The 22,137-nt window shown below is 48.3% G+C and carries 11 protein-coding genes; all 11 read right to left on the bottom strand.

Features of this window, described 5'->3' with window-relative positions; all coding sequences use genetic code 11:
• Window positions 1-148: 148 nt before the first annotated feature.
• Window positions 149-2,824 (bottom strand): glycoside hydrolase family 2 TIM barrel-domain containing protein, encoded by a 2,676-nt coding sequence (locus tag ACG2F4_RS09275; protein WP_395260075.1) that lies wholly within the window; start codon window positions 2,822-2,824, stop codon window positions 149-151.
• Between the two features lie 34 nt (window positions 2,825-2,858).
• The gene (locus ACG2F4_RS09280; RefSeq protein ID WP_395260076.1) at window positions 2,859-4,811 is read right to left on the bottom strand and encodes a hypothetical protein; all 1,953 of its coding nucleotides are present in this window, start codon (window positions 4,809-4,811) and stop codon (window positions 2,859-2,861) included.
• Between the two features lie 49 nt (window positions 4,812-4,860).
• Entirely contained in the window at window positions 4,861-7,158 is a 2,298-nt protein-coding gene (locus ACG2F4_RS09285; RefSeq protein ID WP_395260078.1) for a TIM-barrel domain-containing protein, read from the bottom strand.
• A gap of 59 nt (window positions 7,159-7,217) precedes the next feature.
• The gene (locus tag ACG2F4_RS09290) at window positions 7,218-8,168 is read right to left on the bottom strand and encodes an FAD:protein FMN transferase (RefSeq protein WP_395260080.1); all 951 of its coding nucleotides are present in this window, start codon (window positions 8,166-8,168) and stop codon (window positions 7,218-7,220) included.
• Window positions 8,169-8,345: 177 nt separating this feature from the next.
• Window positions 8,346-9,446: a DUF4405 domain-containing protein gene (locus ACG2F4_RS09295; protein WP_395260081.1), complete on the bottom strand. Its 1,101-nt coding sequence runs from the start codon at window positions 9,444-9,446 to the stop codon at window positions 8,346-8,348.
• A 28-nt stretch (window positions 9,447-9,474) separates the two neighbouring features.
• Window positions 9,475-11,289 carry an FAD-dependent oxidoreductase gene (locus ACG2F4_RS09300; protein ID WP_395260083.1) on the bottom strand — a complete coding sequence of 605 codons (1,815 nt, stop codon included), beginning with the start codon at window positions 11,287-11,289 and terminating at the stop codon, window positions 9,475-9,477.
• A 109-nt stretch (window positions 11,290-11,398) separates the two neighbouring features.
• A complete protein-coding gene (locus tag ACG2F4_RS09305) occupies window positions 11,399-13,843 on the bottom strand; it encodes an FAD-dependent oxidoreductase (RefSeq protein ID WP_395260084.1) in 2,445 nt (814 codons plus the stop codon).
• Window positions 13,844-13,869: 26 nt separating this feature from the next.
• A complete protein-coding gene (locus ACG2F4_RS09310; protein WP_395260086.1) occupies window positions 13,870-15,318 on the bottom strand; it encodes a hypothetical protein in 1,449 nt (482 codons plus the stop codon).
• A 60-nt stretch (window positions 15,319-15,378) separates the two neighbouring features.
• Complete coding sequence (locus ACG2F4_RS09315; protein ID WP_395260088.1) at window positions 15,379-17,958, bottom strand: hypothetical protein; 2,580 nt, start codon at window positions 17,956-17,958, stop codon at window positions 15,379-15,381.
• Window positions 17,959-18,026: 68 nt separating this feature from the next.
• Window positions 18,027-20,414, bottom strand: coding sequence for a hypothetical protein (locus ACG2F4_RS09320; RefSeq protein WP_395260089.1), 2,388 nt, complete (start codon window positions 20,412-20,414; stop codon window positions 18,027-18,029).
• A gap of 203 nt (window positions 20,415-20,617) precedes the next feature.
• The gene (locus ACG2F4_RS09325; protein ID WP_395260091.1) at window positions 20,618-22,000 is read right to left on the bottom strand and encodes a sulfatase-like hydrolase/transferase; all 1,383 of its coding nucleotides are present in this window, start codon (window positions 21,998-22,000) and stop codon (window positions 20,618-20,620) included.
• Window positions 22,001-22,137: the final 137 nt, after the last annotated feature.

Here is a 22,137-nt window from a genome sequence, read left to right on the forward strand (position 1 = left end):
AGGCGAAAGCTGATCCAGAACCAGATACTTTACTATCGCCCTGTTGAAAAACACTTTCCTTTTACTGAGGTCTCCCTCCCGAATAGTCACTTCATATCCGGTAGCTTTATCTACAGGGTCAATTTTTATTATCGTTTTGTCCCCATCTTCAATAATACCGTGCACAATCGGAGGAGAAGGGGGGGAGATCTCCATCAGGAGTCACGGAAACCTCGTGTGACCACTCACTGGCGAATCCCCATTGTTTGCGATTACGTATCTTATAATAGTAAGTGGTCCCATTTTCCAGGTTGGGAACCTGAAGAACACCCACATTCCGAAGTCCAATCGTATTAGTGTAGTTTCCGGGTGACGTTCCATATTTCACTTCATACATGTAGTCAATTCGATCAACAGAATATCCCACAAAAAAGGATTCATCGGCCGGGGTTGTATCCCGAATAATCGGCGGGAGCTCATCCTCATCCAGCTGTATATCAATGATTTCGGTGGGTTTGCTTTCTCCGGCGTTATTGATGGCGATCAGCTTGACGCGATAATTCTCCAGTTCTTCCAGATCATTTAGCTCGATGTAATCATTAATTGTGGGGCTGGTCTGCCCGGTAAACCCGTCTATTCCGTAAACTGCTTTATAGGCACCGGCATTATCGACCGGTTCAAACACAATACGGGCACTATTGCTGGCCGAGTGAACGGAGATGACTTCCGGAGAGTCGGGCGGCGTAAAATATGTGGTCGTATCACGAACCGAATACTGCTGGGGATCAAGCAGATCAACATGGAGTTGATCCACATCAGATTCATCCCATCTAATATTTTTTTGCAGGTGATCGTCGCCGGGATTTATTACTGGAAGCTGTTCCAGCCCTCCATCCAATATCTCTCCATTTTTGTCGGCAACCGTCCAAACCAGGGTGTATCCCTTTAGTGTATAGGCCGGTATATCCAGGTTTCCTCTCGGGGTTAGCGAAATCTCCGCGCTACTTTGATTATTATGTTTGACAACAAACCGCTCAACAGGAGCATGTTCTCTCCGATACGTATAATAGGCCCGTTTTTTTTGCCTGTGCACATCCACCACGCCCCAGGTTCGGTTTTGGGAAGGCGGTGTCGTCCAGGTGGGGCCGGCTTTCCAAAAACTACGGTAGTCGTTGAACGTCCAGAGTGAGGCCCCGACCATATAGGATTTCCCCCGGAATTCATTAAGTAGTTTTTTGCCGTTGATATGAGCTTCATTCAGGTTTTCATCATTAAGATGATCTCCGTACTCCGACATGAAAATCGGCTTTCCCGGGTGCAGTTCGTGGGCTTTTTCCACTCTCTCGCTCCAGTTGCCGTACGCGTTAAACATGATCATATCGGAAAATTCCACCGGATCGACTTCCTGGTGGTCGGCAGAGTGCGTGACATAGATGGCCAGCCTGGTCGGATCCAGCTTCCTGACCTGGTCGATAGCCCCCTCTACGTATTCCATTACTTTGGGATTACGGTCTGTAAACCCGATTTCATTGCCCACACTCCACCCGATAATAGAGGGATGGTTGTATTTCACCTGTATCATTTTATTCAGCCAGTATTTCGGCAGCGGGTGTTCCGGGTCCACCATGTTGTCTTTCCCCCAGAGCGAAACCTCTTCAAACGTCATGATTCCTTTCTCATCCAGATAATCCAGGAATTCTTCCGGCAGCGGTAGGTGACTGAGACGGGCCATATTCGCACCCAGGGCTTTCATCATATCCACATCTTTTTTGATACGCCACAAGGGAAGCGTGCTGCCGGTCGTTCGGTCTTCAGGTACCAGGTTGAACCCGACCGTTCGAATGGATTCACCGTTTAAATGAAGTGATTCTCCAACCACCTCAATTTTTCGGATGCCGAAACGGTCTGAAAGTTGGTGTACCGGCTTGCCATCCCTGTAAATCCGAACGATGCATTCATACAGGTTCGGATCGTTGAAATGCCAAAGATCGACATCTCGGGCAGCAAGAGTTAGTGACACGTTTTGTTTGGTGGTATCTCCCGGTTCAATTAATAATGAATTGTCAAGATTACTTTCATCGGAATGCCATATCCTGCTGCCGTTTCTTTTTATAATGACTTCATATTCAACCTCGTCCTGTTGATCCGACTGGTTACTAATCGATAAGGCAACATCGATATCGGCGGTACCTTTGTTAATATCCGGTACCGAGGTAATGTGCTGGTTCTCCAGCCTCGTTTTATCGGTAATTTCCAGCCATACGGGACGACGGATACCGCCCCAGTTCCAGATGGCACCCCGTTTGAAGGTATTGTCTGCCCTTACTGCGAGGGTGTTTTCTTCCCCGAACTTCACCTTGTCCCGAATATCAAACCAGAAAGGTAGAAATCCCACATGATGTTCGCCGATATGCTCGCCGTTGACCCAAACCTGGACGTCGTTGTACACCGACTCGAAATACAAGCGTATCGCCCGGTCACGCCACTCTTCGGGGGCCTCAAACGTCTTTCGATACCAGGCTTTGCCTACGTAATCGGCGTACTCGTTTTTCAAATCCCAGTTACCCGGAACCTCCATTGTTTCCCAGCCTTCAGTGTCCAGCGACGATCGATACCATTCCTCAGTTATTCCAACGTTGTATAGGTCGGTTTTGAACTCCCATTCTCCATTGAGAGCGGTTTTGTAATTGCTGCCGTTTTGACCGATAGCAGTATTTGCTACAGCGAAGAAGAAAAAAATTACAAGAACTACAGCTTTAATTCTTTCGGCTGTAGATATTGAGTAACATTCCGGCTGATACCAATAAAACTCACATTCTAGGCTATTAAAAAATTTTTGAAGCATATCTTTCAATTAAATTAGATGGTTCCTTCAATATTTACCTACCAAAAACTATCTCATCTTTTCGCTGCAGGTAACCAAAACCGTAGGAAACCTTAATTACCTCCCCTGTTTCCAATTCTAAAAACCCATTGTCAGGCATTAGTTTTCTACCTTCCTTCACATAAATGCTACCCCTCATTTCCCTTGATAAATTATACACCTCTTCAAGCCGGACCCTTTCTGTATCTCCAGCTTCAGTGGTAAGTTTTAGTTCTACCGGTTCAGAAGCGTTATAATTGAAATTGAGCGGGGCTCTGAGCGCTACTTCCACTTTATCTCCCCGTTGTACCAGATCGATGCCCGAATGGTACCAGGCGTGCCAGGCCAAACTCCGGTTGTAGGCGGTATTAAAATTCACCCAGCCTTCGGTCCAGCCAACATCCCCCAATTCCGGGTTATACGGATAATGCTCTTCCTTCGGGGAGCCATCCAGTACAAACATTACGTTTTCCAGCAATCCTATTCCACCTAAATGCTCTGAGAACCATCCATGCTCAACCCCTGTAAGTTCGCTCGGGGCGTTGTATGAAGCAGCCCTGCCGGTAGGATTTCTTCCAAATAAATTATCGAAATGCGATTGCGCTAGTACTTCCAGCCGGGAACTGATTTCCCGGTTATTAATAACTGATGCTGCTGCATATGCTATGGCAGGAAAACCGGCTAAATTTCCCGTCTCATTCCACATTGTTGGGGCTGAACCGGTTGGCACCCACTGGTCATCAGATAATTTTCTGAAGTCCCACATATTGTCAGATCGGGATATCACTATTTCAGCCCATTCGGTAATCTTTTGCTGAAGCCCTTCGGGGGCAGCCTCAGGATATTCCCTGAGCATATGGACAAGTGCCGTAAGCGTTACATGCTCACTCGTTCGCTGTCCTTTGGTAGTCTGTGGGTTTTGCCAATCCAGATTTTCAATGATCCAAGCAGTCTGCCGGACAGCTGCATTAAGAAATTTTTCAGGATCGGATTTTCCCTGCCGTTTGGCTACCTCATACATCAACAGATTAGGCTGAATGGTATGTCCAGGTGGATTTCCTCCTTTCGTTGAGCCCAGTTCTGTATTAATCTCCAGCAGGTTGTGGGAGCCTTCCGGCGTTTCTTCGTGCCAGTACTGGTTCTCTTGATCTCGATTGGGATCGGTCCAATGACCGAACGCGTAGTCCTGCACCACCTGGTAATTCTGATCCGGCAGCCATTGCTTGATCCAGGGCCAGGCATAAAGGAAATAAGCGAGTTGCTCTTTGAACATCTCATGCTTGAGATCTCGTGTAACGATGACATCAGCTCCCCAATGAATTAATTTCACAATGTCTGGTGCTTCCTCATCATAGGGCAATAAAGTACCCCAGGCTGCCCTGTCATCGGGTTCGTTGTAGGTTACCTTCCTAGGCATTCGGGTATAGGCAGCCGGATTTGATAAATATTGCTCTACCAGCGCATTGAGCTCAAAAGCAAAATGAGTATCATCGCGCCACCCGTAGGACTTGCGCCGGACTTCCCTGACATTACCCACGTAATGCCTGCTTTGAATCATAAAATCCATTGCAGGTTGATAAGTCACCTTCTGCAACCACCACGGACCAACAAAAAATGGTTCTGAAACCAACTGACCGGCTTCTACAACATATTCCTGGGGATAATAACTTTTGGGATTGAAGGCGGAAAAATCGCCTATTTGGTTATTTATTTTGCCTTCGTACAATATGTCTCCACCTTCTTTCCTGCGGATAATGAACGAGGTTCCGTCTTCCAGTGAAGGAACGGTAAAGCGTTTTGGAGCCTCCAGGTTAAAGCCACTCAGATTGAGATAGATACGTGGTGTCTCTAATGTGCCACGTTTGATACTTTCGGGGTGTTGGCCATAGCCGGATAAAACACCCCATCCAAAGACCAGGATCAAAATACAGGCAAGTGATAAATTTATTTTATTCCGGATATTTCGCATTCAAAACCCAATATTTAAGAGATTAGGATTAATTCAATACTTTTTCCGATCAGTCAATAACGTAATCATGGCCGAGATTTAAGTTGAACTCATAAGCATGACGATTCCAGCTACCTGCAATCTCTTTACCGGTGCTTTGATCGATTACTGTTAGATTCTCCCAGTCGGGACTCGCAATGGTAATCCGGCTCTCCGATTTTCCATCAGGGCCGTAAAATATATCTTCGGCCTGGTCTGTGATCGGATAAATGCGCGCTTTCAAGGATCCCTCGATATCCTCCACTACAATCCCCTTGCCACCTACGAATAGTGGATCTTTGCCTATTGGCAGCGGGTAATCCTCAAGTGTTGCAGGTCCCTCGTGGACCTGGCCGCTGTTATATTCAATCCATCGGCCCTCCGGCAGGTAGACATCCCGGGTTTTTGCGGTAGCATAATCGTCTCCATACAGCGGCGTGGCCAGCAGCGATTCCCCGATGAGCCACTGGTAGCTTCGACGGGTGGTATCGGCCAGCCCGTGGACATTCTCATCGTCCGGGTAGGCCAGCGGCAGCGGTGTCATCGGATGCGGAAAGCCGGACTCGTAGGCCTTGACAGCGTTGCTGTAAATATACGGCTGCAACCGGTCGTGCAGCATCGCGGCCTCAAGTGATATTTGGGTAGTTTCCTGATCAAAATTCCAGGGCCCGTATCCGAACGACATGGAGGGATTCAGGGCAGCATACTGGGCATATCTCATCAGGTAAATCCTTAGCTTCTCTTTGGGCTCATCCCCAAACCGGCCGGTTGCAAGACCAGTTCCTCCCACGATATCCGGGTATACATATGGGAATCCCGAGTAGGCATACGCCAGGCCGTTAATTGGTCCCCGGTCCTGCGGCTGATTATAATTAAAATCGTTGTAGCGATGGATATCGACCGGCGATCCGAGGTAGTTGTTTCGGCCCATAACGTACACCCCTTTATCCATCAGGGCCTCGTTGATCGGATTTACAAAGTCATCCGGCAGGGTTTGCGGATAGCCGAACAGGTCCTCCTTGTAACCGTCCACGCCGTAATCTTCCCATTTCTGGCATAAATTGACATACCAGTTAACCGCGTCGGGATTCTCGGCATCAACGATATATACTTCCGATTCCGGGAAGCCCACGCTGAAAAGTTTTGGTTCGCCTGCCTCATCTTTGATGTAATAATCGTTCTCGAGCCCTTCATTTGTAAACGGTCCTCCGGGGATGAAGCCGGTTCGCAGGCCAATTGTGAATTTTAGCCCAAGGCTGTGGAAATTGTCTATCATCTCTTTCGGATTAGGATACAGCTGCTCATCCCACATACCGAAACTTGTAGTCGCCAGCAGTTTCTTGGCTTCTTCTGAATCAGTTTCAGCGTTATAGGGCGTCCCGTGCTCATCCATCTCATCCCGGGCCCGGGGCCAAAAACCAGAACCTACCACCATCCACTCCAGCGGGAAGCCAAGGTCAAGATACTCTTTGATATTTTGGGTAACGGTCTCACTGTTGGTATTCCACGCCAGAGCACCGAACGCCTCCCATCCGACCCCAAACCACTCATATTTAGGCTTGTAAACCGGGTATCCCTCCTTATTACGGACATCAAGAAAAGACTGGTAGATCTCTTTGGGCAAACCTATAAAGTAGTACATCGCCGGCATAGAGTGTACATTCCTCGAGCCCTGCACGTTTTCTTGTTCATTTAATCGAACAATTTTGTCCCCCGGCTCAATATTGACTTCGGCGAATCCCTGTTTCGGAAAAACCACAAAATTACTGATCATGCGGTATCCTCTCATCGGGTCCATTTCGATACCCGTAAGATCGGTGCTCGCCCGCACGCCCCGATCCCGTTCCCCTCCACCAAATGCTGCGTGATCTCCCAATCCATATGACGGGCTGAGACCCCTTGTGCGTGCCGCAATGTTATAACTTCCTTCCTCCTTGGGTTCGACCTGTAATTTTACAGCGTTGGGGAGAGTCCACATGGTGACTACAGCTTCCAAACCCTCCGTGTTAGTGACAAGAAGACTTACTTGATCTTTCGAATTGCCAATAAACTTTGTGGATTCGATGTTGGATAGTTGTTCCCCAGACCGGCTAATCTGCAATCCCGACACGGGATGTGGCTTTGCGATTTCACTACCGTCAGCTTGTTTAAACCCATACCGAAACCCTTCTTTCTGGATCTCTACCGAATAATTTTCGGTAGAGATGATCACAGCCTCATCTGTTTGCCGGGTACTGATATCTGATTCCTGCCCACATCCCCAAAAGAAAATTAGTAATGCTACAGTAACGAAGAGTACGCGCCACCGGTGATATACGGATTTTTTCATAACAATTCCCTTTTTATTTGTGATTGACCATCATTCTTGTCTCAGCTGTGCATCAGGTTTCAAATTGATTCCCCCAGTTTTGGCTTTCTGCCCTGTAATTTGGCATCAGGCCATCCCGGAGTTGTATGGGTGTGATACTGATTATCTTCATCCCGTTGAATAAAAAGTCCTTCCGCACCGGGCATTCCGGCGATTACCTCTTGTGCTTTTTGCAAGCCCAGTACCAGGCATGCTGTCGCAAGCCCGTCTGCCTGCATGGATGTGGATGCGATAATCGTGGCACTAACCAGGTCGGTCTGTACGGGCCGGCCGGTCTGGGGATCCAGGATGTGTGGATAGCGCTGCCCCCCGATTTCAAGGTAGCGGCGATAGTCTCCACTGGTTGCGAGACCTGCTTTGCTGAGCTGTATCGTTACATGGGCCTGACCGTCTCTGGCGCCAGGATCGGGTTTTTGTATCGCAACCTTCCACGAAGAGCCATCTTCGGGATGACCACTCACGCGCATTTCTCCGCCAATATTGACGATGTAGTTTGTAATTCCATCCTGTTCCAGTGCACGGGCCAGCACATCAGCAGCATACCCCTTTGCTATTGACGAGACATTTAATTTTAGATCGGGATCGGTTTTGGCAATGCGTGCAGGTTTCTCCGCTAGTATTATCTTTCCCGGGCCCGTTGCTTTCAGCGCTTCCCGGATGGTCTGCCTGTCCGGGGTGCGATCCGCTTTGGCCGGACCAAATCCCCACAGGTTAATGAGGTTGCCAAGGGTTGGATCGAGTGCACGATCTGTTTGCCTGGCAAGTACCAGAGCAGCTTTAACCACCTCGCAGGCATGCATCGGTATGGCTACAAAAGAGGTATCCCGGCTGTGATTAAAACGGCTGATCCAGCTGTCATTTTTCCAATTGGACAGCTGTGCCTCAATTTCTGACAGGTGCTCCTCCAAAGCTGGTTTGAGCTCGACGGGAGGAATATCCGCCCGGTAGGTAACAGTGTAGAACGTGCCCATGGCAGAACCTTCTATATGCTTGGCCGAAAAATCGCCGACGCATGAATTTACAAGAAACGCAACAACAATGATTAGAACACCCGGAATGATCCTGTTCCCCCTTTGATAGCGGGTCATAACCTGGTCTAACAGGAGGGACCAGATTTTATTTAATTTTTTTGAGCTTATAATCATAGTTCAGGGCCCTGTTTGAACTTCCTCGTTATTCTCATCGGGCTCCACATGCTGGACGCGTACAAGTATTTTTTCGACGAGTTCTCTTGCCGATGTTAGCGGGGCAAGATCGTAATGGATATTCCCATCACTGGGATTACTGCCTCCATGGCCGACCAAGTCAAGCAGCAGGTACTGCTTGTCTTCAGTGGGTTCGATGTAAGCCCCGTAAAGTACGGAAGGCTGCCCGATACCCGGTTTTGTATATCCTGGCTGGTCAGGCTCCCGGTTGGAATTAAAGTAATCATTGGGATCTGCCGGGGCATTGATCTCAACATACAGATAGAACGGATTGCTATCGGTTTTCAGGTAGTTGTGAACCGAAAAGCTGTGCTCCGGGGTGGCTCCCGAAAAAAAAACGGCTTGCTCGCCGTCTGGTGCAATGCCCGTCGTCAGGGTAAATCGATTTCTCCAGATGGGCAGAATGTCGACACGACGCTGCTGGTGACCGGCCCAATGAAACCTCTCGCTGAACGCAGCGGTTTCCGAGAGATAAAGTGTTTCAATGAGTGTACCTGTTTCGCTCTCCGCCCATATGGCAATCTGGGGGCGGGAATCCGAAAACGGACCTCTGTTTTGCCCGTATCTCTCCAGAAAGCTGGAACTCCAGTCAAGTTGAACAAGCAGACTTGCATCGCTATCCGTAACCCGTTTCAGGCGCATTCCGTCATCGACAGGCTTGTACACGGTCTGGGGATCGGAACGAAAAATCGTGGCCCGGTTCCGTGATTCATAGCTGGTGTCAATTACTTGTGATGCCGGGGGAAGTCCCCAGAGACTGGTAGTCAGCAAAATAATCCACAAGCCTGCTACTCCTATCAGCGTTTTTTGAGACACACGATTCTTGCGTCCATTGCCACTGCCGTTGCCAGCTGATTGAATGACCGTCTTGAAATAGGCCATTCTCGAAATCAAATGCAGACCTACCAGCACCAGCACGGCAAAACCCGAGATAATATGCACGCGCGTGGTAATTAGGGAAAATGGAAGCAGAAAACGCATAATGCCCGTTACCACGAGGGTAAGGAAAAAGGGCACCAGCGCCAGATTTACAAAATGTCTCATTCTTGTCATCAGGTAACACTATTGACGGTCAAGACTTATCTTCTTCGTCGTAACCACAAAGGCTGCGAAGTTCGGTAATGTTATTTTGACCGATCCCCCGGGGCGAGGTATCGTATTTCAGGCACAGGTGGGCAGCAAATCCAACGGCCACCCCCATTTGTCCGCAGGTATTCATTACTCGCGGACCTCCCAGTCCGATATGCGAGCAGCTGAAGCATCGACCGGCCATCATCAAATTGTCGATATCTTTGCTGTAGAGCGTGCGAAACGGCAGGTAATACTGCTCCTCTTTGGGTTTCAGGAACATCGCTTTGGCAATAAAGTCGACCGGGAACCCACGCAGCTTTCGCTGGTAATGGACGTCCACTTCGCGCTCCTCCGTAACAACCGTGTCAGGAAACTTGCGGGATTCGACGGCATCGTTCATCGTATAAATATAATCGCCCATCAGGCGGCGGGATTCCCGCTTGCCTACAAGATGTGATACCCATTCGAGGTCGAGACGTGCATTTTTGGGCTCCTTCTTAGCGTTGGAAAAGGATCCATAAATGGCGCGGAGCATGTGATCCCGCACATCTTCAGCATCCTCGACCTGGTGAACATCATCGTCACTGTATTCCCAATACCATTCACCGGAAGTAGCCTTGTGATTTTTAGCAACAGGCTTGGCCCACGGAACATCCGGAAATTTAACCGGCCCGTCTTTCTCTACGCTTCGCCAGAGCACGCTCGAACCCATCACGCGGTTGTCGGGTTCCTCCGGGCTCCACAGCTCTCCATACTGGTCCCATCCTTCCCCGAACTCGTGACGGGATTCCCGCCCATATCGATAATCGGCTCCCGCCCAGTATCCGATCCAACCGTCGCCGGTAGCGTCTATAAAAACAGGTGAAGTAAACCGTCGCCTGATGCCCGTTTCCAGTTCAATGGCATCAACCGATTGAATGTTATTCCCTTCTGTTTGAACGTCATAAACACTGTGGCTGAGAAACAGGTGAACATTTTCCGCCGCTTCCATATTCCTGTGACGTTTTTCTTCCGCCTTTTTGGCCTCAGGCGATCCGTTTTCGTAGTGGGGCGTATCGAGCTTGCTGAGGATATCCTCCCGCTTTCCTTTTATACCCAGGGTGTGTACACGGATCTCCGAGGATGCGTTCCCACCGAGTACCGGGCGATCCTGGATGAGTGCTACTTTCCGTCCCATCGAATCTGCCGCCAGGGCTGCTGCGCACCCGGCAATGCCTCCACCGGCTATGACCAAATCAAATTCCAATTCTTTTTGAGGCGAATCGGACAGTCCATGTTTTTCGCGCCGCCATTGCTGCAGCATATCTTCTTCATTGGGCGGCTCATCACCGGGATCCTGAGAGAAGTAAATAGCATCACAGCGACCGTCAAAGCCGGTCAAATCCTCAAGCTCTACCAACAACTGCCGGCTAGATACCTCCACCGGGCCTGCCGATATCCATCCCCAGCCGGGCTCGGTGCCAAATTCTTTTCCAATGGGTTGGCTATTTATGTGAAGCCGGAAACGCCCCGGTGCTTCCCAGTTTCCGGGGACCCAGTCTTTGGTGCGCACCCAAATGTGGTATGTACCTTCGGCAGGAAGGGTAATCGTGGTACTTGCATTTTCGACTGGACGGCCCAGCCCGTGAGCAAGCAGGTAGGAAAACCCAAGCTCGTCGTGGAATTGCGTGTCAAGGATCCATCCGCCCTTGTTTGCGAAGTGTTCTGCTTCCAGCAAAAAAGAAGCTTCATTTTTTTCTTTCTTTACCCATTCTGTTGTTCCCGCAAGTCCAAAAATGCCCGCGCCAAATTGTTTAATGAAGTCGTTTCTTTTCATAATAACCTGTTCTTATTTTCAAATTGTAATTAGCACTTCGATCGATACCTCTGTTTGTCAAAATTACTTACTTCGACAAGCCTGATATCAGGTCCCGTAATAACTTCTATTAGTCATTATAAACTCTCATCTCATAAATCCGGGCCTCAGGGGCACCATTGGTTTCTAATACCCGTAAACGAAGAGCTGTAGTCTGTATAGCTTTAAAACTATGAACTCGCCTGCGCCTGTAGTTGTCTTCTTCCCGGATCAGCTCCTGCCATCCACCATCCTTTTGATATTCAATAATATATTTTTTCACAGATTCAGGATAGCGGTAGAGGGATTTCGTTACTCTGTAGTTCTGGTTGGTATCAAACGTTATTTGAACCGTATTAAAACGCTGTGGAGATTCCCAGTCAAGCTTAATCCAGGCTGGCAACGGATCGGCAGGATCCGATATCCAGATATTTGACCACTGGTCAGGCCGGTTTGTACCCCTGTTCACATTGGAGGCTTCGTAGGGATAACTGGAAGGAGTAACCTTAATGGAGAAGCATTTACCCCGTGTTAATGGCTCCCAAAAGCCATTTCTACCCGCTCCCGGCAGGTCCTTAATATCGGTCGGAGGATAAATTTCTTGAAATGATTCAGGATGTTCTTTGTATGGAGGTTTTGAGGGCTGTACGGCTGCGGTTGTAGCAACAGGAGTTTGTGTTGCTCCGTCATGTGAATCATGATATGATTTCCAGTAAATATCAGAATGCTGATCCGTATATATATAATAAAGCTGATTTGGTTTTACCGGGGTATCAAACTTAAACTCGATCCACCCGTTGAAATTGGCAGGTACCACTGAATGAGTCACAGCGATATCTTTCTCAGAACGAAAATCCCATACACTCTGAGACCTACGAAGCCCCAAACGAATTTTCTGTGCTTTTTCACTTCTGGAGTGTAGCAGTAGTTTGACACTTTCTATGCGATCACCGGAAAAGGGGAAAAGTTGGGCACACGGCTCATTTAATTCATGGGAGTTATTAGCATCGGGGAACAGTAACGGTGAGGAACTACTGGCCGACATGTTGGCTTTACGAGCCAGGTCCCGGGGATCCTTATTGACTACGCCCGGGATATGACAATCCTGGCGAAGCAATATTTGCTGGCATTCTTCAGCGTAACCATTAGCTACCTCTTTGGGTAAAATCTTGTTCTTGACAGCCAATGATGCCGCAACGCCTACTGCTTGTCCGGTAACTGCCCCCGTCGGCAACACACGAGACGACGCAAAGGCGAGGTAAGAACAACTTATCGGTCGGCCGGCCATCATAAGATTATTGATATTTTTGGAATACAGTGAACGAAGCGGGATTCCATACACTTTTGATCCCACTGTATGAAAATATTCCCACGCCGGTACTTTATCATTGTTAAGTATCCCTCCTTTATTATGTAAATCTATGTACCAGGCTCCATACGCAACGGCGTCCTCAAGTTTTTGAGGATTCTGAACATTATGCTGGGTAAGCACATAATCTCCCTGTATGCGATAGGCATCCCGCTTATACGGCCAGGTTCCTACAAACTCGAGGCCATAATTTTCTACTCCGTGATCGCCCTTGTTCTTTAAATGATCCCAGACTCCCAGTATTTGTTTTAATGCTACGTGCCGCCCCTCATTCATATCTTCAACCCAGTGGTAAGGTTCGGATATCTCCATCCACCAGTAGCCCCCGATAATATCTTCGGAGGGATGATTGTGATGACCACGAGAAAGCAGGTCCTCTTCGCTTTCAAATTCACTGGCCCAATCCGGTCGTTTGAAAGGAACGGGATTTCCTGTGTCTCTCGCATTAAAGTAATAAGTGTTGCCCATGTGATACCTATCCGGCTCAGACGGGGCTAATGGCTCTTCGAATTCATCCTGACTTTCGCGTCCCCACTTATATTCGGCACCGGAAAAATAACCGAGATTCCCATCACCGGTGGTATCAACAAAAAGGGGGGCTTTGAAAAAATAGTCCTTGTTACTCCCAAGTTGTATACAATAAATTGACTCGATTGTAGATTCATCCGCCATCACCACATTGTGCATATGGGTATTGAGATATGCATCAATATTCTCCTCGTTCAAAATCCATTCATAAAGTACCAAATCCCATATGGCGTTTAGTTTGTTACCTCCAAATGAATTATGGTTACGTACACGCTCTTCAATGTATATCTCTTCAAATATCCCTCCCTCCTTAATCCAGGGATTAAACCGATCAGTGGGTTCTGGTTCCAATTTTACTTCACTGGATGAACTACCACCAAACATCGATCGGTTATGAATCAACGCCACTTTGACCCCATTTCTGGCTGCGCTAATGGAAGCCGTAATACCAGCTAGCCCTCCCCCAACAACCACCACCTCATATTCTTTGTTTATACTGTCTTTCTGGAGAATCTCCTTTTTCTCCTCTGACATCGTGAATTCCGGTTTTGATTCCAGACCGGAATTACTCGATCCCCCAAAAAGAGTACCTGTAAAAAAAAGACCGAGTTTTTTAAAAAAATCTTTTCTGGAATCCATTATCCAACCGTTTGAACTTTCTATTTTTATTCATAAATAAAATAGGCCGTAGCCTTACAGCTTTTATCAACTTTAACCCGGATCCATTTCGCACCGTAGCTTTGGGGAAATTCGTAGTGTATATATTTGTCAGCCGGTACGCTTATATTTTTTAATTCATGCCATTTCCCATCACCAATTACATCTACTTCAAGCGTAAATTGAACGGGGTCATCAGAATTATGATACAGATGTACCGATTTTTGATCAAAACCACCCATTAAATATGGATCGGAAGTTTCGCCAGCCTCTACTTCGGTTTCATACCAAACCCCACCCGTACCCTTTGGTTTGCCGAACGACCACAGATCGTCTGTTTTGCCAAACCAGAGACCTGCCTGCGACTGTCCGGCCAGGGGATTGCGATCCAGGGTTCCGAATTTCATGGGAGTGGCCTGGTTACCGGCCATTACAAGCATTCCCCGCCAGGAGGCAAAGTCGGGGATAATTCTCAAATGGGATGAAATAGGGCGAATTCCCCACAACCCATCCGCATACGTGTGGTAGGCAACTTCATAGAACAGGCCGTGTACATCCATCAATGCCCGTTCCGTCTCCACAGACCGAATGCGCATCCACTCCGTATAACTGGTTTCATCAAATGTTCTGCTGCCTTTGGGTAATCTATAAGTTTTCCACTGTCCATTGATGAAAGCTTTTAAAATAACTGAAGCTTTATCCCAGCCGGTGGCAATCATCGGGCTGCCGGAAGCACGGGCACTCCATACCTCCGTAAACGCTGTTTTTTCAAGGATATGCCAAGCTCCTTTTCCGTCCCACTCCGCCAGTCTTCCATCGGGATCATCCAGGGAACTGTAGGTATTGTTGGCAATCACAACCCGCCCGTGATTGGTAAATCCGCTCTTAAAATGCGGTTTGGCTCCCCCGGGGACTTTCAGCTCTTCTTTTAAATCAAAAAGTTGTTTTGTTTCCAGGGTATTAACATCAACCTCAAAAAACTCCCCCTCCATCGCCAGGTAATACACCTTGTTTTCGGGGTCGTCAAGGTGTTCCATGGTGGCCGCCAGCCGGTGCTCTTTCACCCCGTCTATCAGCCGTACGTTGCCTAGCGTGTCGACGGCGTAGGGCCCGATCAACAGCTGGTGACTGGGTCCGTGGATCAACCTGTTGGCATAGGTGCCGACTACACTTTTGGGATGTTTATGCAGGTCCAGGTTTTGGTCGATTTCATAGAGCCCTGTCCCGGTGCCGGTTCCTTTCATATGAGCCACATACGTGACGGCCCAGAGGCGGTCGGCCCAGGGCATCAAAGCCCCGATCCCCGCTTCCGTTCTAGGTGCGTGCCCGGCCACCATCGCCACATCCGGAATAACACCACTGACATTCAATTTTTGCTCATTTCTATCGACCTGTTTTTGGGCAAAAATCTGACTCGAAAACAGAAATAGGAATACAACGACTAATAAATGTTTCATCTTCCAACTTATTATCAATTAAGATGGCACCTGGCTAACAGAAATACTTCTGCTCATAACCTACGTATAGGTAAATATCGCAGACGCACGACAATCACTATTGGCTTTTAAGCGAACCCAGTGTGCATTGAAGCCATCAGGGAAATTAAACCTGGCTGTTTCTCCCGGTTTTACAGCCATGCTGTCAAAAGTGTGCCATCGGCTGTAATCATCGCCCACAACGTCTACATGCATGGTGAAATTAACCTCTATGGTAAATTCGACTGTATCATTTTGGTCATGGGAAATTTCCACCATCTTTTTATCAAATCCGGTCATCAAGTACGGATCGGATGGATTATTCGCATAAACTTTTGAGTCTTTCCAAGGGCCCCCGACTCCTGTCGGTTTACCGAGTTTCCACAGGTCATCCACATCACCGAACCACAGGCCAACTTTGCCATCATCACTTTTGACAAAGTGATCTCCGCCGTTATCAAAATCATTCCGGCAGCCGGCCAGAACCAGCAGTCCTCTCCAGGGACAAAAATCGGTTATTCGTTTATTGTGGGTTGTAATCGGCTTTATATGAGCGATACCCCCGGAGTTGGGTCGCGGCAGGTAGTACATAATTCCATGGACATTGAACAGGTCGCGTTCCGTGACCACCTCTCGCCTGCTGCGCGGTCTGCCAAAAGCTGTGGGCTCATCAAAGGCCGCATCGCCTTTGGGCAACCGGTACGGGCGCCCATTCTGATCTTTTACCACTACCGAGGCCTCATCCACGGTAAATTCGGAATCGTCAATTTCAGCTTCCTCTTTCAGCTGCTTGTGGGCCTGAGAATTCTGTACGTTTTTCAATTTCATGTCTACGTCGATCTCGTAGTACCCGGCTTCCGCGGCATTACCGTTGCTATCCACTGACCAGGCTGCAAACTGCAAGGTGCCGCGATCCTCTCCCCGCGGTCGCAACAGTCCCACATTTCTGGGTGCATTGTGGGAGGGGGCTGCAAGTGCCGAGAACATATCAGGATCCTGAACGGCCCCGCCTCCACTGCCGTAGTGGAAATTGGCGGTTACATATTTGCCATCTTTGTCCGGTACAATTCGAATCCATTCCCCGTTCAAGGAATCCTCAAATGTGTGGCGCAGGTAACCGAAAGGCGGCACTTCAATCCTGGTCAGCCGCTCCCAGTTTCCGCGGCCATTTCGATCAAGCTGCAAGGTAAATGTTATGGGATAGCTGTTTTCATGACTTAGATGAAGCTGCCGGTTTTTGAAATCCTTGAATGCATAGGGATCTGAGGGTTTCCCCGCCTCTACCTGATCGTGCAGCCAGGGACCGCCAAATCCATACGGTTTGCCGTTGTTTTTCAATTCATCCCACTTGGAAAACCACAGGTTGGATTGTGACTGCTCTACCAGGCTTTTCCAGGGACCAAACGTATTTCGTGCTGCATCATCACAGGCAAAAACGAGCTGATCTTCCCACCGGGCAAAATCACCGGTAATTTTCAGATGACTTGCTATCGGTGTCGGAGCCCGGTGTGTTTCTTTGGAAAAATCACTGGGAAACTCGAACCACATGCCGTGGTGATTCATAAGATATTCGCCGTCCGGACCAACCTGGCGAATCCGGGGCCACTCGGTATGCCACCCGTGTAATCCTTCGTAGCTGTAATCCCCCTTGGGCAGCCTGAAGGTGCTCCACTCGCCGTCGTCGTATAATTTCAATATCAGGGACCTGAAATCCCATCCCACACTCCATAAAGGTGCATCGTCTGATTCATTTCCGTAAATACCACCGGGGCCGGTCACTTCTGTGAATTGGCGATCTTCCACCACCTGCCATTCGTCGGATTTTCCATCCCAGGATGCAAGGCACCCTGACGGCAGCGTATAATCAGTCATATCACCACCTCCGATACGTCCGTTGTTGGCATACACTACTTTACCCTGCGAGGTGTACCCTCCCTTGCCGTGATAGCCGGGCAGCCGCTCCCCTCCGATTGAACGGTATCCCGTATAGCCGGGATCTTCCTGCTGACCGGTAAAGCCGGGAGGTACGTTCTGATCACGGTAAAGGGTTGTAACTTCGAGGCTCTTTACGTCCACTTCATACATTCCCTCCTCCATGGTCATGTAGTAGATTTTGCCTTCCGGATCGGTCAGGTGGCGCGCATTTGCTGTCGGACGGCCCGGCATTACATCATAAGAAATCGGTCGTACATTTCTATTTTGATCGATGGCATACGGACCGATAAAAAGTTGACTGGATTCCCGGTGAATCATGCGGTTGGCCGGCGTGCCCCCGATCGATTCTTCGCGTTTTATTATTTCCAGGTTCGGGGTAATTTCATACAATCCGTCATGATCGTTGCCATACGGGAAATGCGGGCTGTAGGTGACGGCCCAAAGTCGCCCGGCCCACGGCACTACGGCTCCTATTCCGCATTCGCCGCCGTGGTTAAACATGGCCAAGTGAGGATACCTTCCGCTAATACGAATCCCCAAATGATGATCAGATCCATTTTTCGAGCCTGCAAATCCCATCCCCGGGATTGAGCTCAACAAAATGCTCCCGCCTACAGCCATGGAAGCCTGTTTGCAAAAATCACGTCTTGAGATGCTGTTGAGAATTTTTGTCTTATTATTTTCCATAAATGTTTAAATAAAATTTACATGTATGTATTTAATACCAAGTTTGATAACCATGCCTGACCGGGAAATCACGTGTACGTAAAGATGGCGGAAGCATTGCAATCCTTGTCAGCAACCAATCTTACCCAATGAGCGCTAAAGCCTTCGGGGAAATGGAACGTTCTCTTATCACCGGGTTGTACCGTAATATTTTCGTAGGAACTCCACCGTCCAAATTGGTCGCTCACGGCTATGAAATTCCTGGTTACATTAAGTTCTATTGTGAACACTATGGGACTATCAGCATTGTGGGAAAGCTCGAGACTCTTTTTGTCGTACCCCGTCATGATGTACGGATCTGACGGTATATTCGCCTGAACGTCGGTATTCTTCCACGGGCCGCCCACCCCTTTCGGTTTTCCAAGTTTCCACAAGTCGTCGTAATCTCCTATCCACAAGCCCACTTTACCATCGTCACTCATTCTAAAGTGCTCACTTTCCTCTTGAAAATCGGTTCGGCAGCCCGCCAAGACAGTGAGGCCCCGCCAGGTGCAAAAATCGGTTATTCGCTTGTTATGCGTGGCAATCGGCTTCATATTGGCAACACCCCCCGAATTTTCCCGCGGCAGGTAATAGATTGAACCATGTAAATTCAGGGTATCTCTTTCCGTTGCCAGCTCCCTTTTCATGCGTGGAATACCGAATTCAGTGGGATTATCGAAGGCAGGGTCACCTTTGGGCAACCGGTATCTATTATCCCAGTGATCAGTTATAATGACCGACGCCTCATCAATTTTGAACCCATCCGCTTCGATGCTCGCTTTTTGTTTGACATCCCTGAATAGATTCTCATCGTCTACCTTTTTTAATTTTAAATCCTCATCCATCTCGTAATAACCCGACTCGGTGGTTTTACCGTCAGCATCGACACTCCACGCCCCGAACTGAAGTGTTCCTGTATCCTCACCACGGGTATATAGCAGGCCAACGCTTCTTGGTGATTTGGGGCTGGCAGGTGCCAACGCCTTGAACATTTCCGGATCTTGCTGCACGCCTCCGCCTTTTCCCAAATGAAAGTAGGCCGTCACATATTTTCCGCTCATCTCCGGCGTCAGGCGTATCCATTCGGCACGGATCTTATCGGAAAATTTGTGGTGAATATATCCATGAGCTGGTACTGTTAAACTTGTAAGCTCCTCCCAGTTTCCTCTGCCATCTTTATCGATTTCCAATTTGAACGTAATTGGATAGTTATTAAGCTGGCTCAGATGCAGTTGTCGATTTCTAAAGCCCGGAAATGCAAATGGGTCAGATGCCCGGCCTTCCTGCACTTCATCACTGACCCAGGGACCGCCCCAGCCGTAAGGATTTCCGTTATCCTTCAACTGTTCCCACGTTGAGAACCATAAATTGGAATGTGATTGACCGGTTAAATTTGAGCCGGGCCACCTGTTTACAGCATTATCATCGCATCCGAAAACGATCTGATCCTCCCATCTTGCAAAATCGCCCGTTATTTTCAAATGACTCGCAATGGGTCGCGGCGCAGGATGATATTCTTCGGAGAATTCACCCGGGAAATCGAACCACATGCCGTGATGATTCATCAGGTACTGCCCCTCCGGGCCAACCTGCCGAATTCGGGGCCATTCCGTATGCCACCCGTGCAATCCCCCGTAACTGTAATCGGCTTTGGGAAGCCTGAAAGTGCTCCATTCGCCGTTATCCAATAATTTGAGTATCAATGATCTGTGATCCCATCCTGTACTCCAGACCGGGTCACCTTCCGATTCATTACCCTGAATACCACCAGGGCCCGTTACTTCAGTAAATTGTCTTTCGTGGATAATCTGCCATCCTTCGGAAGACAACTCGCCGCCCCATGTACCGTCCCAGGCTGCCAGGCATCCTGAATTATTGCTCAGATCAACCAAGCCTCCACCACCTGTTATTCCGCCCGTACCAATTCTGCCGTTGTTGGCATATACAGCAAATCCCTGTCCGGAATACCCGCCTTTTCCGTGGTAACCAGGCAAACGAGGGCCGCCGTCGTTTCCGTCGGGTGTCATGTTTGAATCCAGGTAGAGTGTTCTTACTTCCAACGTGTTCACGTCTACCTCGTACATACCCTCTTCCATGGTAAAGTAATAGACTTTTCGGGATGGTTCGGTCAAGTGCCGTGCAATGGCCGTGTGGCGGCCCGGCATTCTCTCATAGGGGATTACCCGAACATTTCCCTTTTCATCTATTGCATATGGACCTATAAATAATTGTTGTGATTCCCGGTGTATCAATCGTCCCGGAGATGTACCACCTATCGATTCTTTTCTCTTTATAATTTCAAGATCCGGCGTAATTTCGTGTAAGCCGTCATGATCATTCCCCAGTGGATCATGTGGACTATAAGTCGTAGCCCAAAGCCGCCCCGCCCAGGGTACCACGTTTCCTATTCCACACTCACCACCATGGTTAAACATGGTCAAATGGGGATACCTTCCGCTAATACGAATCCCCAGATGGTGATCAGTCCAATTTTTCGACCTTGCGACTCCCATTCCGGGGATTGAGCTCAAAAAAATGCTCCCGCCAACAGCCATGGAAGCCTGTTTGCAAAAATCACGTCTTGAGATACTGTTTGCCCCTTTTTTCTCCATCTTTCCCATCTGATTAAATCTTAAAGTTATTCATCTACGAATCTATTCCGCAGGCTGTCCACGTCGCCCGACAATTCCTCGGCTTTTTCCCGGAGACCGGGATCATCTATCCTATTCGTGAGTTCGTAGGGGTCGTTTTCCAGGTCGTATAATTCTTCGAAAACCACAGAATCCCGATTATTGATATCGTAAGTACGGATGTACTTATAGCGCTTGGAACGTACAGCATACAGGGGCCAGCTGCCCAGCTGCGGTTCAGGGGCTTCGTAGTAGAATCGATCGCGCCAGTCAGGCTCCTCCTGGTTCTTCAACAACGGGACCATACTTTCTCCGTGGAGGTTATCCGGGATTTCAATATCGGCCAGTTCCAGCAGCGTAGGCATCAGATCGATATTCAAGACCAATTCGTGGTTCTCACCAGGCACTATTCCCGGTCCTGTGACAAAGAAAGGCACCCTTATGGATTCTTCATAAGCAAGAACTTTGCTGGTAAAAAGGTGATCGCCGATGAACCACCCGTTATCCCCCATTACTAATATATAGGTGTTTTCGTCCAGACTATTTTGCCTCACATACCGGAAGACCCTGCCTAACGAGGCATCCATTTCCGTAATAGCAGAATAATACCGTTTGATCTTACTGATGAGCGTATCCCTGTTTTGGTACCCATATTTCATGGCCAGCTGCCTGTGACGGCCTGACTGAAGGTACGGCGGTTTTCCCGAGAGATCATCTTTCCAGTTTTCGGGCGGGTTTATATCCATACCGCTGTATTTGGCAACCGTTTCTTCCTGTACGTCCCACTCATGTTTGTGATCCAGGTGCGGAAGTTGAGGATTCAAAAATAGCAAAAATGGTTTATCCTCCTGTCGCTGTTCAAGAAATTGCACGACCTTGCGGGCGTTGTAATCCTCAATAAAACCCTTTGCCTTTGTAGTGTCTCCCTGTTCAATTACTCGCCTGTCATACCAGGGACCGTTGGAAAAAAAGTAACTTGCGTAATCGAAACCGGCCGATTCCGGTGAATTCCTCAAATGCCATTTCCCAACCAGCCCTGTTTCATAGCCGTTTTGCTTAAAATAATTAGCAAAGGTTTTCTCATCCTGATCATAATTTACGTTCCCATAGGTCACTACCCCATTGGCCAGGCCGTACCGCCCTGTTAAAAGCGCCGCCCTGCTGGGACTGCATATTGACAGCGTAACAAACGCATTTTTGAAGTTGACACCGGTTTTACTGAGAGAATCCAGTAATGGTGTCAGAATATCAGGATTGGGCAGGGTGCCGAGGGCATCAAAGCGCTGGTCGTCGGTAAATACAATTATAAAGTTGGGAGCCGCTTTTTCTTTTGTGCACGCTCCCAATATCAATAAAATTGAAAACAGAAATACCTGTATTTTGAAATACACTGTTTACTTTATTGGGATTAGTATTTTTGAAAAATTGATTGATATACTGATCTAACGAATCAATCAGTGTCTAATCATTCAACCAACTGGAGTGTTTACAAAGGACTCACCAAGTGAAAATTTTATACCTGAAAATT

Origin of the sequence: Halalkalibaculum sp. DA3122 (assembly GCF_043951865.1) — a bacterium.
Taxonomy (GTDB): Bacteria; Bacteroidota; Rhodothermia; order Balneolales; family Balneolaceae; genus JAMQKA01.

Excerpts from the sequence above, each read along its gene's own strand:
- ACG2F4_RS09275 (WP_395260075.1), bottom strand. The coding sequence starts at position 2,824 with ATGCTTCAAAAATTTTTTAATAGCCTAGAATGTGAGTTTTATTGGTAT.
- ACG2F4_RS09280 (WP_395260076.1), bottom strand. The coding sequence starts at position 4,811 with ATGCGAAATATCCGGAATAAAATAAATTTATCACTTGCCTGTATTTTG.
- ACG2F4_RS09285 (WP_395260078.1), bottom strand. The coding sequence starts at position 7,158 with ATGAAAAAATCCGTATATCACCGGTGGCGCGTACTCTTCGTTACTGTA.
- ACG2F4_RS09290 (WP_395260080.1), bottom strand. The coding sequence starts at position 8,168 with ATGGGCACGTTCTACACTGTTACCTACCGGGCGGATATTCCTCCCGTC.
- ACG2F4_RS09295 (WP_395260081.1), bottom strand. The coding sequence starts at position 9,446 with ATGAGACATTTTGTAAATCTGGCGCTGGTGCCCTTTTTCCTTACCCTC.
- ACG2F4_RS09300 (WP_395260083.1), bottom strand. The coding sequence starts at position 11,289 with ATGAAAAGAAACGACTTCATTAAACAATTTGGCGCGGGCATTTTTGGA.
- ACG2F4_RS09305 (WP_395260084.1), bottom strand. The coding sequence starts at position 13,843 with ATGGATTCCAGAAAAGATTTTTTTAAAAAACTCGGTCTTTTTTTTACA.
- ACG2F4_RS09310 (WP_395260086.1), bottom strand. The coding sequence starts at position 15,318 with ATGAAACATTTATTAGTCGTTGTATTCCTATTTCTGTTTTCGAGTCAG.
- ACG2F4_RS09315 (WP_395260088.1), bottom strand. The coding sequence starts at position 17,958 with ATGGAAAATAATAAGACAAAAATTCTCAACAGCATCTCAAGACGTGAT.
- ACG2F4_RS09320 (WP_395260089.1), bottom strand. The coding sequence starts at position 20,414 with ATGTTTAACCATGGTGGTGAGTGTGGAATAGGAAACGTGGTACCCTGG.